The following is a 15,553-nucleotide window of genomic DNA, read 5'->3' as shown; positions in this document are numbered from 1 at the left end:
CTCGACGAGGTTCACGGCGCCACCCCGACCAGGGGGAGCCCCAGGGTCTCGGGCAGATCCAGCGCCAGGTTGGCCGACTGGATCGCTCCGCCGGCCGTGCCCTTGGTCAGGTTGTCGATGGCGCTCACGGCCACCACCCGGCCCACCCGCGCATCGACGGCCACCTGGATCAGCGCCGTGTTCGCGCCCAGCGTGTCGGCCGTGCGGGGCCAGCGCCCCGGGGGCAGAACGTGCACGAAAGCCTCGTCGCGGTACGTGTTCTCCCAGGCCTCACGAATCTGCTCCGGCGTCACCCCCGGCCTGATCCTCGCCGTGGCCGTCGCCAGGATGCCCCGCGACATCGGCGCCAGGGTCGGGGTGAACGAGGCCGTCACCTTCAGGCCCCCCGCCAGCTCGAGGTTCTGCTCGATCTCCGGGGTGTGACGGTGAACGCCACCCACGCCGTACGGGCTCATCGAGCCCATCACCTCGCTGCCGACCAGGTTCGGCTTGGCCGCCTTGCCCGCACCGGACGTGCCACTGGCCGCGACCACCACCACGTCGTCACCCTCGAGCAGACCGGCCGCGAAACCGGGGGCCAGAGCCAGGCTCGAGGCGGTCGGGTAACAGCCGGGAACCGCGATACGCCGCGCGCCGCGCAGGTTCTCCCGCTGCCGCTCGCCGCCCGCACGGGGCAGCTCGGGCAGACCGTACGCCCAGGTGCCCGCGTGCTCACCGCCGTAGAACTCCTCCCACGCGGCCGCGCTCGAGAGCCGGTGATCCGCGCCGCAGTCGATGACGACCGTGTCGACCGGGAGCTCGGCGGCGATCTTCGCACTGGCGCCGTGCGGCAGGGCCAGGAACACCAGGTCGTGACCCTTGAGCTCGTCGGCCGTGGTCGGCGCGAGCACCCGGTCGGCCAGCGGGAGCAGGTGCGGCTGGTGATCGGCGAGCTTCGAACCCGCGTTACCGCCCGCGGTGAGCGTGCCGATCTCGATCTGGGGATGCGACAACAGGAGTCTCAGCAGCTCGCCGCCGGCGTACCCACTTGCCCCTGCCACTGCTGCCGTGATGCCCATGACGCATGACTATACGTCAGAGCGAAAACTTATGCATAGTGCATTGCGTTACATCACGAATGCTGACGGGCACGGCTCGCAAAATCAATGGTGGACGCGCCGGTCACCTTCGTCATGAAGGTGACCGACGCGTCCACCATCGGTGAACTAACCCCGCTGAACCGCACCCGTGCGCTCGCCCGCCGCGGCGACGGCGGCGTCCCGCGCGGCTGCGGTCTCCTCGGCGGTCAGCGTGCGGTCGGGGGCCCGGAAGCGCAGCGCGAACGCCAGCGACTTGTGCCCGGGCTCGATCGGCGCCTGGGCGTACAGGTCGAACAGGCGCACCGATTCGAGCAGTTCGCCCGCCCCGGCGACCAGCGCGGCCTCCACGTCGGAGCTGGCGACCTCGTCCTTGACCACCAGGGCCACGTCTTCCTTGGCCAGCGGGAAGGTCGAGATCGGCAGCGCCGTCACCGAGGCGCGGGCGGAGGCCTCGATCAGCACCTCGAGGTCGACCTCGGCCGCCACCGTGCGCGGGGGCAGGCCCAGCGCCGCGACGACCTTCGGGTGCAGCTCACCGGCGTGACCGAAGAGCTTGCCGTCGATCTCCAGGCGCGCGCAGCGGCCCGGGTGCCAGGGGGCGTGGTTCTCGTCCTTCGTCACCGTCGTGCTGACGTTGACCGTGCCGGCCACCAGGACCGCGGCCTCGACGGCGTCCGACCAGTCCGCGGCCCGGCCCGGCGCGTTCCAGCCCGGCAGGTCACGCTGACCGGTGAACACGATCGCGGCCCGCAGCGGCTGGTCCGGGATCGCCGCCTTCAGCTGGGCGAGCTCCTCGTCGGACGGACGCCCCGCGACACTCGGGTGCCCGGCCTTCGGCTCGTCGCCGGTGGGCAGGGTGACCGAGCCGATCTCGAACAGCGCGAGGTCGGTGAAACCGCGGCTGACGTTGCGCTTCACCGCGTCGACGAGCGTGGCCAGCAGCGACGTGCGCAGGAACGGCTGCTCGTCGGAGAGCGGGTTGGCCAGCTTCAGCGCGGTGCGGCGCGGGTCTCTGCGGTCGAGGCCGAACGCGTCGTGCACGGCCGCGCCCATGAACGGGTAGGTCAGCACCTCGACCGCGCCGTGCTCGGCCAGCGCCCGCGCCACCGAACGGCGCAGCCGCTGGCTGTGCGTCAGGCCACGGCCGGGAGGCGCGACCGGCAGCTGTGACGGGATGTGCTCGTAACCCCGCAGCCGGGCGACCTCTTCGACCAGGTCGACCGCGACCTTCAGGTCGGAACGCCAGCTCGGCGCCTTGACCGTGAGCAGGTCGTCACCGGAGACCTCGCAGCCGATCTGGGTGAGGTTCTCCACCACCTCATCACGCGTGTAGTCGAGGCCCACGATGCGGCTGGGGAAGTCGGCGGCCATCTCGATGGTCGCGCTCTCGGCCGGGGTGCCGACGTCGGTGACCGGGCCGACCTCGACCGCCTCACCGCCGTACTCGACCAGCAGGCGAACCGCCAGCTCGGCCGCGACGTCGGCGAGCTGGGTGTCGACGCCGCGCTCGTACCGCTTGCCGGCCTCGGTGCTGAGCTTGTGCCGGCGCATCGTGCGGGCGACCGTGATCGGGTCCCAGTGCGCGGCCTCGACCAGCACGTTCGTGGTGGTGGCGGAGACCTCGCTGCTGGCGCCGCCCATCACGCCGGCCAGGCTGAGAACCCTGGAGGCGCGGCCTTGGGGTGAGTCGGTGACCAGGAGGTCTTCGGGGTGCAGCGTGCGCTCGACGTCGTCGAGGGTGGTGAGCTTCTCCCCCTCGGCCGCCCGGCGCACCACGATCGGCTCGGCCAGCTGGTCGAGGTCGAAGGCGTGCAGCGGGTGCCCGACGGCCAGCATCACGTAGTTCGTGACGTCGACCGCAAGCGAGATGGGGCGCATCCCGGCCTGTTCCAGCCGGCGCTGCATCCAGCGCGGGCTGGAGGCCGTGGCGTCGACGTTCTTGACCACGCGGGCCACGAAGCGGTCGCCGCCCAGGACACCGTTGACGGGGGCCTGGTCGTCGAGCTCGACCTTGAAGCCTGTGTCCGTGGCCTTCGGCACCTCGATGGCCGCCGGGTCTTTGAAGACCGCCCCGGTGGAGTGCGAGTACTCCCGCGCGACACCGCGCACGCTGAAGCAGTAACCGCGGTCGGGCGTGACGTTGACCTCGACGGTCTCCTCGTCGAGCCCGAGCAGCTTGATCGCGTCGTCACCGGGCTTGACGTCGTCGAAACCCAGCTCGGTGAGCCGGATGATGCCGTTGTGGTCGTCGCCCAGGCCGAGTTCGAGCGCGCTGCAGATCATGCCGTCGGACGTGTGCCCGTACGTCTTACGCGCGGCGATCGTGAAACCACCGGGCAGCACGGCGCCGGGCAGACAGACGACGACCAGGTCGTCCTTGAGGAAGTTACCCGCGCCGCAGACGATCCCGCGCGGCTCCGCCTCACCGACGTCGATCGAGCACCAGCGGATCGTCTTGCCGTTCTTCTGCGGCTCGGGCGTGAAGTCCAGCACCCGGCCGACCACCAGGGGGCCGGTGACGTCGCCGCCGTGCACCCCTTCTTCTTCCAGGCCGACCTTGACCAGGTCGGCGGCCACCTCGAGAGCCGTTGTGCCCTGCGGCAGTTCGACGTACTCGGCCAGCCACGTCAGTGGGGCGCGCATCAGGCCTCCATTCCGTAGTGCAGGCTGAACCGCACGTCGCCCTCGATCATGTCGCGCATGTCTTCCACCCCGTTGCGGAACATCAGCGCCCGCTCGATACCGGCGCCGAAGGCGAACCCGGTGTAGACGTCCGGGTCGATCCCGGCCGCGCGCAGCACGTTCGGGTTGACCATTCCGCAGCCCAGCCACTCGATCCAGCCGGTGCCACCGCAGGTGCGGCAGTCGTCGCTCTTGCCGTCACACACGAAGCAGCGCAGGTCGAGCTCGGCACTCGGCTCGGTGAACGGGAAGAACGCCGGGCGCAGCCGGGTGGTGACCTCACGGCCGATCAGGGTGCTGGCGAAGTGCTGCAGCGTGCCCTTGAGATGAGCCATGGTCAGGCCCTTGTCGACGGCCAGGCCCTCGATCTGGCTGAAGACCGGGGTGTGCGTGGCGTCGAGCTCGTCGGTGCGGAACACCCGGCCGGGCACCACCACGTAGATGGGGGGCTCGCGGTCGAGCATGGTGCGCGCCTGCACCGGCGAGGTGTGGGTGCGCAGCACCAGACCCGCGTCGACCGGGTCGGCGAAGAACGTGTCCTGCATCTGGCGGGCCGGGTGGTCGGGACCGAAGTTCAGGGCGTCGAAGTTGAACCAGTCGGCCTCGACCTCCGGACCCTCGGCAACCTCCCAGCCCATCGCCACGAAGATGTCGGCCATGCGCTCCGAGACGGTCGAGAGCGGGTGACGGGCCCCGGCCGGGCGGTGCTCGGCGGGCAGGGTGACGTCGACCGACTCCTCGACCAGCACCCGCGCGTCGCGCTCGGCCTCCAGCTCGGCCTGACGGCCGGCCAGCGCCTTGTTCACCTGGCCACGTGCCTTGCCGACGCGCTTGCCGGCCTCGGCCTTCGCGGCCGGCGGCAGCGCGCCGATCTCGCGGTTGGCCAGGGCCAGGGGGCTGCGGTCGCCGGCGTGGTCGAGCCGCGCCTGCTTCAGGGCCTCGAGGCTGTCCGCCGCGGCGAAGGCAGCCAGTGCCTGCGCGACGTATCCGGCCAGGGTGTCCTCGGAGAGCACCGCGACCTCCACCGGGTCGTAGTCCTTGGTACTCACAATGCGATCCTCACGTGCTTCATCGTCTCAGACGGCGGCCAGTGAATTTCTCGCCTGGCCGTAGGGCAGGAGTGAGTGACGGCGGAACCCGGCCTTCGCGTTCTAGGCGGGGTCCGCCTCGGTAAATCGGCGCGGTTCGGCACTGGTCTCGGCCCGGTGTTCGGCCCGGTGTTCGGCCCGGTGTTCGGCCCGGTGTTCGGCCCGGTGTTCGGCCCGGTGTTCGGCCCGGCGTTCGGCTCGGTGCTGGGCGCGGGCCGTGGCGTAGAGACAGACGGTGGCCGCCGTGCCCAGGTTCAGGCTCTCGGCGCGGCCGTGCACGGGCACCCGCACCACGGCGTCGGCCAGGTCGCGGTCGGCCTGCGGGAGGCCCCAGGCCTCGTTGCCGAACACCCAGGCCACGGGGCTCTCGAGGTGAGGGGAGCCGATGACGGACGACGCGGTCACCCCGGTGGCCCCGGTCGTCCCGGTCACCTCGGTCGCCTCGGTCGCCTCGGTCGCCTCGGTAGCCCCGGTCGCCTCGGTCGCCCCGGTCGCGCGGTCCTCGGCGTCGTCGGCCAGGTCGTCCAGGTCGTGGTCGCCCGCCCCGTCGGCCGCGAGCACCTGCAGCCCGGCGTCTTTCAGGGCCTTCACGGCCTCGTCGAGCGGGACGCCGACGACCACCGGCAGGTGGAACAGGCTGCCGGCGGTGGAGCGCACACACTTGGGGTTGTGCACGTCGACGCTGGAGTCGGTGAGCACCACGGCATCGGCCCCGGCGGCGTCGGCGGCCCGGATCACGGTGCCGGCGTTGCCCGGATCGCGGACCTGACTGAGAACGGCCACCAGCCGGGGCTTCTCAGCGAGCACGGCGGCGAGCGGAACGGTGATCAGGTCGCACACCGCGAGCAGGCCCTGCGGGGTGGTGGTGCCGGCGCCGGCCAGCATGGCGGCCAGCACCTCGTCGGTGACCAGTCGCGGCCACACACCGGAATCGGCGGCGGCGTCGAGGATCTCGGGATGGCGGTCGGCAGCGTCGGGAGTGGCGTACAGCTCTCTCAACGCACCCGGCGCCTCAGGTGCCGATGCGCTCCCGGGCGACCGGTGCGTGCGCGATCGGGCCCTGGCAGCGTGCTCGGCGACCGCCTCACGCACCGCCTGCGGGCCCTCGGCCAGGAACCGGCCCGCTCGCTGACGCGCGGAACGCCCGGACAGCCGGGCCACCGCCTTCACCCGGTCGGACCGGGGGTTGGACAGCAGCTCGGGTGCCGGGCGTTCCGTCGTCATGTTCGTGTCGCTCTTTCACGAGCCCTGCACGGGCGCGCGAAGTCGGCCTCAGGCCGCGGTGGTGCCCGCGGTCGCCGGGAGGGCGTCCTTGGCCAGCTTGACGAGCGCGGCGAACGCGGCCTCGTCGTTCACGGCCAGCTCGGCCAGCATGCGACGGTCGACCTCGATCTCAGCGGCCTTGAGGCCCTGGATGAAGCGGTTGTACGTCATGCCGTTCAGGCGGGCAGCAGCGTTGATGCGCTGGATCCACAGCTTGCGGAAGTCACCCTTGCGCGCACGACGGTCGCGGTACGCGTAGACGAGCGAGTGGGTGACCTGCTCCTTGGCCTTGCGGTAGAGGCGCGAGCGCTGGCCACGGTAACCGCTGGCGCGCTCCAGAACCTCGCGACGCTTCTTCTGGGCGTTGACTGCCCTCTTCACGCGTGCCACGTGAGTACTCCTTGTTTCTGATCACCGGCCGGAACCGGTGACGGGGGTCTGTGAAGGGGGAAAATCAGCGGCCGAGCAGGCGCTTGGCGGCGCGCAGGTTGCCGTCGGCAACGGGCTCGTCGGACGCCAGGCGGCGGGTGCGGCTGGAGGGCTTGCCCTCGAACAGGTGGCGGCGGTTGGCCTGCTCGCGCATGAGCTTGCCGCTACCGGTCACCTTGAACCGCTTCTTCGCACCGCTGTGCGTCTTGTTCTTCGGCACGTCTGTGTCTCCTCATCGATCCGCCGGCGGAAGTTCCGCCGGCGGAAGGTGGATCGGGACCGGGCGGAGCGCACACTTTCGTGAATCCGCCCGGTCACCTGCTGTCTGGCTCAGCCTCCGCCGGTCAGGCGTCGGCTGCTGTCTCCTGTTCGGAGGAAGCCGGCTTGGGGGCTTCCTCCGGTGACTTCGCGTCTGCCGCGGCCGCCGGAGCGGGGCGCGGGGCAGGACCCGGAGTCGGCCGCGGGCCGGGGCCCGGGGTGGGACGCGGGCCGGGGCCCGGGGTCGGACGAGGGCCACCGGCCGCGAACGGACGCGGCCCGGGGGTGGGACGCGCGCCCGGAGCGGGAGCCGGACGAGCACCGGCGGCCGGCGCCGAGGCGCCTGCTCCCGGGGCGACCGCCGGACGCGGGGCCGAGGCGGGACGACCGGCCGGGGCACCGGGACCGGCAGCCGCCGGACGCGGGGCACCGGTCGGCGCGGGACGGTCGGTGCGGGGGCCACCGGGACGGTCGCCGCTGTAGGGCGGACGCGAACCGGCCGGACGGTCACCACGGGGGCCACCGGGACGGTCGCCGTAGGGCGGACGCGAGCCACCCGGGCGGTCACCACGGGGGCCACCGGGACGGTCACCACGATCGCCGCGGTCACCGAAACGGTCACCGGACGGGCGGGACGACGAACTCGAGTACGCGGGGGCGCCGGCCGGAGCGGCGGCAGCCGGGGGCAGCGGCGCGCGCTTGATGAAGATCGGCTCGTCGTCGCTCTCGGCGTCGCTGTCGGCGGTGATCGCCTCGGCGGCGGCGGCAGCGGCGGCCGCGGTCTTCTCGGCGGCGGCAGCAGCCTCTTCGCGGCGCTTCTCCTGCCGCGCGGCCCGCTCCTCGGCGAGCTGGTCCTTCTGCTCGGCCTTGGCCTCGGTCTTCTTCTTGTGCGGGCCGATCACCATGACCATGTTGCGGCCGTCCTGCTTGGGGTTGCTCTCGATGTAGCCGTCCTCGGCGACATCTCCAGCCATCCGCTGCAGCAGGCGGTAGCCCATCTCCGGGCGCGACTGCTCGCGACCACGGAACATGATCATGACCTTGACCTTGTCACCGGCCTCGAGGAACCGGACCACGTGACCCTTCTTGGTCTCGTAGTCGTGCGGGTCGATCTTCAGGCGGAGCCTGATTTCCTTGAGGACCGTGTGGGCCTGGTTCTTGCGGGCCTCGCGATCCTTGATCGCGGACTCGTACTTGAACTTGCCGAAGTCCATGAGCTTGCAGACCGGCGGCCGCGCCTGCGGGGCGACTTCGACGAGGTCGAGGTCGGCCTCCTGGGCGAGACGCAACGCGTCTTCTACCCGGACGATGCCGACCTGCTCCCCGTTGGGGCCGACCAGCCGCACCTCTGGGACGCGGATACGGTCGTTAATCCGGGGCTCGCTGATGTGTGACTCCTTCGTACGGTCTCGGAGACCGCCGGCAAACAGGAGAAGGCTCCCGAATGCAGGCGCTCGGGAGCCTCAATAACGGTCACTCGGCGAGTGAATATTCCACCCGCCGTGCAGCCTCACCTGGTTAGGGCGAGGGGCTCCTCCTGGTCGGGAGGAGCGGACCGGGACCCGCTGCCATGGCTGGCGACGGGTGGGAGAGACTCCACTTGGCGCACCGGATCATGTTCTTGCCCTCACCTTGCGGCTCAGTCGAGGACATGACTCGGTCGGTCAGCTGCCAGGATAACAGCACTCGGACGGTGGTCGCGACCGAGGCGCTGGTCAGGCCTGTTCGGGCCCGATCGCGAACAGACCGGGCGCACGAACAGACCGGGCGCACGAACAGGCCTAGACCGAGCGCACCGCCAGCCGCACCGACTCGGTGCGCTCGGTCACCACCTGATCGGTGAGCAGCAGCTCGCCGATCCGGCCGGTGGTGGCGCGCAGCTGCTCCCGGTCGAGGCCCGGAGGCAGGCCGAGCACGACCACCAGACCGGCCTCACCGTCGGGCTCGCAACGGTGCGCCCTCACCTCGGGCACGGCCCGCACCAGGGCGGCGATGCCGGCCAGCAGCTCCGGGTCCTGCGCGGGCGGCAGCCAGTCGCGGCCCTGCGCCACCGCCCAGACCGCCGGGCGGGGCAGCTCGACCGCGGCGCCGGCCGGGTCGATGACGATGCGCGGGCACTCCTCCACCACTGCGGCCTGCGCGGCGCGGGCGGCCTCGACCGGCACCGGCCGGGCCCGCGGGTTCCAGGTCTGCAGCGCCTCGACGCTGGTGAAGACCGGCAGGACGCGCGCCTCGTCGTCGCCCACCAGGGTCACCAGGGCCATGTCGGCGCTCTTGTCCCCCTGCGAGGCGACCAGGTCGGCACCGTCGTCGCCGAGCACCGCGACGATCGGGACCATCGCGCGGGTCGGGGCCCAGGCCCGGGTGATCGCCACCAGGTCGCCCGTGGCCAGCGCGGCGATCAGCGCCGGGTCGGCGCTGCCGTCGTCACCCGGGAAGGGCTGCGCGGTGAGGGTGCGGCCGGCCCACGGGGTGCCGGCCGAGTCGGTCAGGTTGTCGTCGTTGGTGCCGTGCGCCATGTTCGACCATCTCCGATCGGCGTCGTCAGCCGGCCACGCGAAGCGCCTGCTCGAGCGTGAAAGCGCCGCTGTAGAGCGCCTTCCCGACGATGGCCCCCTCCACCCCGACCTTGGTCAGGGCCCGCAGGGCGGCGATGTCGTCGAGGGTCGAGATGCCGCCGGAGGCCACGACCGGCTTGCTGGTGCGGCTGCACATCTCGGCCAGGAGGTCGAGGTTCGGCCCCTGGAGGGTGCCGTCCTTGGTGACGTCGGTGACCACGTAGCGGGCGCAGCCGTCGTCGTCGAGGCGGGTCAGGGTCTCCCACAGGTCGCCGCCCTTGCTGGTCCAGCCACGCCCGGCCAGCTCGGTGCCGCGCACGTCGAGGCCGACGGCGATGCGGTCGCCGAACTCGGCGATGGCCTTGCGGGTCCAGTCCGGGTTCTCGATGGCGGCCGTGCCCAGGTTCACCCGCGCGCAACCGGTGTCCATGGCGGCCCGCAGACTCGCGTCGTCGCGGATGCCGCCGGACATCTCGACCTTCACCCCGAGCCCGCTGAGCTCGGTGACGACCCGGGTGATCAGCTCCCGGTTGCTCCCCCGGCCGAACGCGGCGTCGAGGTCGACCAGGTGCAGCCACTCCGCGCCCGCCCGCTGCCAGTTGAGGGCGGCCTCGAGTGGGTCGCCGTAACCGGTCTCGCTGCCGGCCTCGCCCTGGGTGAGGCGCACGGCCTGGCCGTCGACCACGTCGACGGCGGGCAGGAGCTCGAGCTTGCCGGGCGGGGTCGGGTCGAGGTCAGACATGAGGGAACCTTCCGGGTGGTCGGCCGGGGCAGCCGGCCGGTTGAAGTCGGCGTCCACGCTATCGCGGCCCGAACGCGGTGGTGCACGGCCTCGGACCGGCGGTCCGGCGAGCGCGGTCGAGGGAGGATGACGTGGTCACCTCGACGCCGGCCCGGCCACCGGTCCGGTGACCCGGGAGTCCGGGCGACCGCGTCGTCCGCCGTTGAACGCCTGCCGCAACGGCTCTCAGACCGTGGCCAGCCAGTTGCGCAGCAGCTGGATGCCCGCGTCACCGGACTTCTCCGGGTGGAACTGCGTGGCCGTGAGCGGGCCGTTCTCGACGGCGGCGACGAACCGGCCGCCGTGCTCGGACCAGGTGACCAGCGGCGGCTTGAGCACCGCCAGCGGGTCGCCGGGCGAGGGGAGCTCCCACTTCTGCACGGCGTAGGAGTGCACGAAGTAGAAGCGCTCGTGCTCGATGCCGGCGAAGAGCCGGGTGTCGTCGGGGGTCTCGACGGTGTTCCAGCCCATGTGCGGCACCACCGAGGACGGCAGCAGCTCGACCGTGCCGGGCCACTCCCCCAGGCCCTCGACGTCGTCGCGCCCGAACTCGGAGGACTTCTCGAACAGCACCTGCAGACCCACGCAGATCCCCAGCACCGGACGGCCACCGGCCAGGCGACGGCCGATCAGCCGGTGCCCCCCGACCGCGCGCAACTGCTCGGCGACCGATGCGAAGGCACCCACGCCGGGCACCACGAGCCCCTCCGCGTCCAGCGCGCGATGGAAGTCGGCGGTCAGCTCCACCTCGGCACCGGCGCGCTCCAGCGCGCGGACGGCGGAGCGGACGTTGCCGGAGCCGTAGTCCAGCACCACGACCTGGGGTGAAGTCATGACGGCAAGTCTAGGGCCGGGCCGCGTTCATGCTGCGGCCCGGCCCTGAATCCGGCGCTGGATACCGAAGCTCAGCCCTTGCGGCCCGACTTCACCGCGCGGCGGTACTCCTTGTTCAGGTTCGCGATGCTGACGAACGGGATCTCCTTGGGGCACGACACCGTGCACATACCGGTGTTGGTGCAGCCACCGAAGCCCTCCGCGTCCATCTGCTCGACCATGTTCAGCACCCGCGACTCGCGCTCCGGCTGGCCCTGGGGCAGCAGGTTGAGGTGCGTGACCTTGGCCGAGACGAACAGCGAGGCCGAGCCGTTGGGGCAGGCCGCCACGCAGGCGCCGCAGCCGATGCAGGTCGCGTTGGCGAACGCCTCGTCGGCGTCGGGCTTGGGGATGCGGGTGCTGTTGCCCTCGGGCGCGGAACCGGTGGGGGCGGTGATGTAGCCACCCGCGCCGATGATCCGGTCGAACGCGCTGCGGTTGACCACCAGGTCTTTGATGACCGGGAAGGGCGCCGCGCGCCACGGCTCGATGATGATCTCCTCGCCGTCCGAGAAGGCACGCATGTGCAGCTGGCAGGCGGTGGTCTGCTCGGGACCGTGCGCCTCACCGTTGATCACGACGCCGCAGCTGCCGCAGATGCCCTCCCGGCAGTCGTGGTCGAACGCCACCGGGTCCTCACCGTCGAGAATCAGCTTCTCGTTGAGGGTGTCGAGCATCTCCAGGAACGACATGTCGGGCGAGACGCCGTCGATGTCGTAGGACACCATCGCGCCGGCGTCGGCGGCGTTCTTCTGCCGCCAGATCTTCAGCTTGAGCTTCATCAGGTTTCCTTACCGATCAGATCAGGCGTAGCTGCGCTGGGCCGGGTGGACGTAGTCGAAGATCAGTTCTTCCTGGTGCAGCACCGGGTCTCCGCCCGTGGTGCCGAACCGGCCCTGACCGCCGTACTCCCAGGCGGCGACGAACGAGAACTTGTCGTCCTGCCGGGCGGCCTCACCGTCGGGCGTCTGGCTCTCCTCGCGGAAGTGGCCGCCGCACGACTCCTCCCGCATCAGCGCGTCGATGCACATGAGCTCGCCGAGCTCGATGAAATCGGCGACCCGGTTGGCCTTCTCGAGCGACTGGTTGAGCTCGGCCCCGGTGCCGGGCACCTTGACCCGCTTCCAGAACTCGTCGCGCAGGTGGCGGATCTCGCTGATCGCCTTGCGCAGCCCGGCGTCGTTGCGGGCCATGCCGCAGTAGTCCCACATGATCTGGCCGAGCTCCTTGTGGAAGGAGTCGACCGTGCGGTCGCCGTTGATCGAGAGCAGCTTCTCGATGCGCTCCTTCACCAGCGTCTCGACCTCGACCACGTCGGGGGCGTCGGTGGGGACGGCGGCGAACTTGTTGCTGGCGATGTAGTGGTTCACCGTGTTCGGCAGGATGAAGTAGCCGTCCGACAGGCCCTGCATCAGCGCCGAGGCGCCGAGGCGGTTGGCGCCGTGGTCGGAGAAGTTGGCCTCACCGGCGGCGAACAGGCCCGGGATGGTGGTCTGCAGGTCGTAGTCCACCCACAGCCCGCCCATGGTGTAGTGCACGGCCGGGTAGATGCGCATCGGCTGCTTGTACGGGTTCTCCGCGGTGATGCGGGCGTACATGTCGAAGAGGTTGCCGTACTTCTCGCGCACGGTGTCCTCGCCCATCCGCGCGATCGCGTCGGCGAAGTCGAGATACACACCCTGACCACCCGGGCCGACACCGCGGCCCTCGTCGCAGACGTTCTTGGCGGCGCGGGAGGCGATGTCCCGCGGCACCAGGTTGCCGAACGCCGGGTAGATGCGCTCGAGGTAGTAGTCGCGCTCGTCCTCGGGGATCTGCTCCGGCGGGCGGTTGTCGCCCATCTGCTTGGGCACCCAGATCCGGCCGTCGTTGCGCAGCGACTCGCTCATCAGGGTGAGCTTGGACTGGTGGTCGCCCGAGCGCGGGATGCAGGTCGGGTGGATCTGCGTGTAGCAGGGGTTGCCGAAGTAGGCGCCGCGGCGGTGAGCCCGCCAGATCGCGCTGGTGTTCGAGCCCTTCGCGTTCGTGGACAGGAAGAAGACGTTGCCGTAGCCGCCGGTCGCCAGGACGACCGCGTCACCCAGGTGCGTGGACAGCTCACCGGTGACCAGGTTGCGGGCCACGATGCCGCGGGCCCGGCCGTCGACGATGATCAGGTCGAGCATCTCGTGGCGGGCGTGCATCTCCACGTTGCCGGCGTCGATCTGCTTGCTCAGAGCCTGATAGGCGCCGATGAGCAGCTGCTGCCCCGTCTGGCCGCGGGCGTAGAAGGTGCGCTGCACCTGCACACCGCCGAACGAGCGGGTGTCGAGCAGGCCGGAGTACTCGCGGGCGAAGGGCACACCCTGCGCGACGCACTGGTCGATGATCTTCACGCTGTTCTCGGCGAGGCGGTGGATGTTCGACTCCCGGCCCCGGAAGTCGCCGCCCTTCACCGTGTCGTAGAACAGGCGGTAGACCGAGTCACCGTCGTTGCGGTAGTTCTTCGCGGCGTTGATGCCACCCTGCGCGGCGATCGAGTGCGCGCGGCGGGGCGAGTCCTGGAAGCAGAACTGCACGACGTGGTAGCCCTGCTCGGCCAGCGAGGCGCCGGCGGCGCCCCCGGCCAGGCCGGTGCCGACCACGATGACCTTGTGCTTGCGGCGGTTGGCCGGGTTCACCAGCTTGGCGGCGAACTTGCGGCGCTCCCAGCGGGTCTCGATGTCCCCGTCCGGGGCGGCCGGGTCGGTGAGACCGGTGCCGACGCTGTAGAACTCGCCCTCACCGACGAACTTTGTGGAGTCGGACATCTCAATCCACCAACCCGAAGACGACGCTGTAAGGAATCAGGAGGAAGCCGAACGCGATGACGAGCGCGAAGGCGACCGCGAAAGTGCGGAAGGCGGCCGTGGTCGCGCGGTTCCAGCCCAGGGTGTTGGCCGCGCTCCAGAGGCCGTGCCAGATGTGCATGCACAGCGCGACCATGGCCAGCGTGTAGAACACGACGTTCCACCACTGGTCGAACCCGGCGGTGATCCGCTCGTAGGGCTCGTTGGTCGCGGCCGGGTTCACCGTGCCGGTGGTCATGTCGAGGATGTGCCAGATGATGAAGAGCAGCAGCGTGACGCCGCCCCAGCGCATCGTCGAGGTGGCGTAACCACCCTTGCGCCTGGCCACGTACTTGACCGGCCGGGCCTTCACGTCGTGGCGCGACAGCGTGATCGCGGCCCAGATGTGCAGGACCAGGGCGACCAGCAGCACGACGCGCATGATCCACAGGAACCACATGTGGTGGAGCGCCGGCTCACCGATCGTGCGCAGCCAGTGCGCGTACTCGTTGAACTCGGTCTCCCCGAAGAAGATCTTCAGGTTGCCGATCATGTGCACGACGACGAACCCGAGCATGATCAGGCCGGTGACGGCCATGATCATCTTCCGCCCGATGGTCGAGCGGTGCAGGGTGCCGAATCCCGTCACTCGCGGGTTCTTGCTGAGCGTCTCTACCACGAGTGGCAAGGTAGGCCCTAGAGGCTGATTAGGTCCAAGAGATGATGCGTTGGTTGTCGATAGCCCAGGACTATCAACCTGGTTACCCTGTGCTGGTGCAACTACAGCAGCTCGTGTATTTCCTCACGGTCGCGGAAACCAAGCACTTCACCCGGGCGGCGCAGCTGCTGGAGATCGCCCAGCCCTCGCTCTCGCAACAGATCCGGGCGTTGGAAGCATCACTCGGGGCCGAGCTCTTCGACCGGGTGCGCGGCAACATCACGCTCACCCCGGCCGGCGAGGCGCTGCTGCCGATCGCCCAGCGGATCACCGCCGACGTGGATTCCGCGCGCCAGGAGGTACGGGAGCTGGTCGAGCTGCGCAGCGGGCGGGTGCGGCTGGGGGCGACGCCGAGCCTGCTGACCGGTCTGGTGCCGGAGGTGGCGCGGCGCTACCGCCGTCGGTACCCCGCGATCCGGCTGGTGCTGCAGGAGAGCGGATCGCGTGACCTGGTGGCCAAGACCGCCTCGGGCCTGATCGACCTCGCGCTGCTCGTGCTCCCCCTGCACGCCGACGACCCGGCGCTGGAGACCGTTCCTCTCCTGCGCGAGGACCTGGTCGTGGTGTCGTCCACGCGCGACCCCGCCCCCACCGACGGCCGGCCGATCGCGATCGCGCAGCTGCGGGGGCGTCCGCTGGTGATGTTCCGCAAGGGCTACGAGCTGCGGGACGTGACCGTGGGGGCCTGTCGCCGGGCCGGTTTCGCGCCGACGCTGGCGGTCGAGGGCGGCGAGATGGACGCAGTGCTCAGCATGGTCGAGGCCGGGTTGGGACTGGCGGTGGTGCCGAGCACGGTGGTGGCCGGGAAGTCGGTCACGCACCGGGTCACGCCGATCGCGGCTCCGGGGCTCTCGCGCACGATCGGTCTCGCGCACCGGCGGGGCGCACAGCCGTCGCGCGCGGCGCAGGAGCTGCGCGCCGAGCTGCTCGGTTACCTGGGCACGGCCTCGGTCGACGGCACGCTGCCGCAGGGCACCGAGTTGATCGCCCCTTCCTGACCACCAGACACCCATGGGG

Annotated in this window: 13 protein-coding genes and 1 pseudogene; 1 reads left to right on the top strand and 13 read right to left on the bottom strand. The window is 70.8% G+C overall.

The window, feature by feature from the left end:
• Nucleotides 1-11 precede the first annotated feature (11 nt).
• The 13 genes and pseudogenes from argC to J2S57_RS20395 all read right to left on the bottom strand — a co-directional run bounded on the left by argC (nucleotide 12) and on the right by J2S57_RS20395 (nucleotide 14,422).
• Entirely contained in the window at nucleotides 12-1,058 is a 1,047-nt protein-coding gene (gene argC / locus J2S57_RS20455; protein WP_307245413.1) for an N-acetyl-gamma-glutamyl-phosphate reductase, read from the bottom strand.
• Between the two features lie 147 nt (nucleotides 1,059-1,205).
• Nucleotides 1,206-3,722 (bottom strand): phenylalanine--tRNA ligase subunit beta, encoded by a 2,517-nt coding sequence (pheT, locus tag J2S57_RS20450; RefSeq protein WP_307245411.1) that lies wholly within the window; start codon nucleotides 3,720-3,722, stop codon nucleotides 1,206-1,208.
• Nucleotides 3,722-4,810: a phenylalanine--tRNA ligase subunit alpha gene (pheS, locus tag J2S57_RS20445; protein ID WP_307245409.1), complete on the bottom strand. Its 1,089-nt coding sequence runs from the start codon at nucleotides 4,808-4,810 to the stop codon at nucleotides 3,722-3,724. Before pheS ends, pheT begins: the two co-directional genes overlap by 1 nt.
• Nucleotides 4,811-4,912: 102 nt before the next feature.
• Nucleotides 4,913-6,073: a TrmH family RNA methyltransferase gene (locus J2S57_RS20440; protein ID WP_307245407.1), complete on the bottom strand. Its 1,161-nt coding sequence runs from the start codon at nucleotides 6,071-6,073 to the stop codon at nucleotides 4,913-4,915.
• A 48-nt stretch (nucleotides 6,074-6,121) separates the two neighbouring features.
• Nucleotides 6,122-6,502 carry a 50S ribosomal protein L20 gene (gene rplT / locus J2S57_RS20435; RefSeq protein ID WP_307245405.1) on the bottom strand — a complete coding sequence of 127 codons (381 nt, stop codon included), beginning with the start codon at nucleotides 6,500-6,502 and terminating at the stop codon, nucleotides 6,122-6,124.
• 64 nt (nucleotides 6,503-6,566) lie between these two features.
• On the bottom strand, nucleotides 6,567-6,761 hold the full coding sequence (gene rpmI / locus J2S57_RS20430) for a 50S ribosomal protein L35 (RefSeq protein ID WP_307245402.1): 195 nt from the start codon (nucleotides 6,759-6,761) through the stop codon (nucleotides 6,567-6,569).
• Between the two features lie 897 nt (nucleotides 6,762-7,658).
• Nucleotides 7,659-8,229 (bottom strand): annotated as a pseudogene (gene infC, locus J2S57_RS20425) (translation initiation factor IF-3); the annotation flags it as partial.
• A gap of 351 nt (nucleotides 8,230-8,580) precedes the next feature.
• Nucleotides 8,581-9,318, bottom strand: coding sequence for an SseB family protein (locus J2S57_RS20420; RefSeq protein ID WP_307245400.1), 738 nt, complete (start codon nucleotides 9,316-9,318; stop codon nucleotides 8,581-8,583).
• Nucleotides 9,319-9,343: 25 nt separating this feature from the next.
• The gene (priA, locus tag J2S57_RS20415) at nucleotides 9,344-10,099 is read right to left on the bottom strand and encodes a bifunctional 1-(5-phosphoribosyl)-5-((5-phosphoribosylamino)methylideneamino)imidazole-4-carboxamide isomerase/phosphoribosylanthranilate isomerase PriA (RefSeq protein ID WP_307245398.1); all 756 of its coding nucleotides are present in this window, start codon (nucleotides 10,097-10,099) and stop codon (nucleotides 9,344-9,346) included.
• Between the two features lie 225 nt (nucleotides 10,100-10,324).
• Nucleotides 10,325-10,972, bottom strand: a complete 648-nt coding sequence (gene hisH / locus J2S57_RS20410; protein WP_307245396.1) for an imidazole glycerol phosphate synthase subunit HisH — start codon at nucleotides 10,970-10,972, stop codon at nucleotides 10,325-10,327.
• 71 nt (nucleotides 10,973-11,043) lie between these two features.
• Nucleotides 11,044-11,793, bottom strand: a complete 750-nt coding sequence (locus J2S57_RS20405; protein WP_307245393.1) for a succinate dehydrogenase/fumarate reductase iron-sulfur subunit — start codon at nucleotides 11,791-11,793, stop codon at nucleotides 11,044-11,046.
• A 21-nt stretch (nucleotides 11,794-11,814) separates the two neighbouring features.
• On the bottom strand, nucleotides 11,815-13,800 hold the full coding sequence (locus J2S57_RS20400; protein ID WP_307245391.1) for a fumarate reductase/succinate dehydrogenase flavoprotein subunit: 1,986 nt from the start codon (nucleotides 13,798-13,800) through the stop codon (nucleotides 11,815-11,817).
• 1 nt (nucleotide 13,801) lies between these two features.
• Nucleotides 13,802-14,422, bottom strand: coding sequence for a succinate dehydrogenase cytochrome b subunit (locus tag J2S57_RS20395; protein WP_370882685.1), 621 nt, complete (start codon nucleotides 14,420-14,422; stop codon nucleotides 13,802-13,804).
• Nucleotides 14,423-14,592: 170 nt separating this feature from the next.
• Here J2S57_RS20395 and J2S57_RS20390 point away from each other — a divergent pair, with 170 nt between their 5' ends.
• The gene (locus J2S57_RS20390; RefSeq protein ID WP_307245387.1) at nucleotides 14,593-15,534 is read left to right on the top strand and encodes a LysR family transcriptional regulator; all 942 of its coding nucleotides are present in this window, start codon (nucleotides 14,593-14,595) and stop codon (nucleotides 15,532-15,534) included.
• Nucleotides 15,535-15,553: the final 19 nt, after the last annotated feature.

The organism is Kineosporia succinea (assembly GCF_030811555.1).
GTDB lineage: Bacteria > Actinomycetota > Actinomycetes > Actinomycetales > Kineosporiaceae > Kineosporia > Kineosporia succinea.
This window is presented reverse-complemented; position numbering and strand designations above follow the sequence as displayed.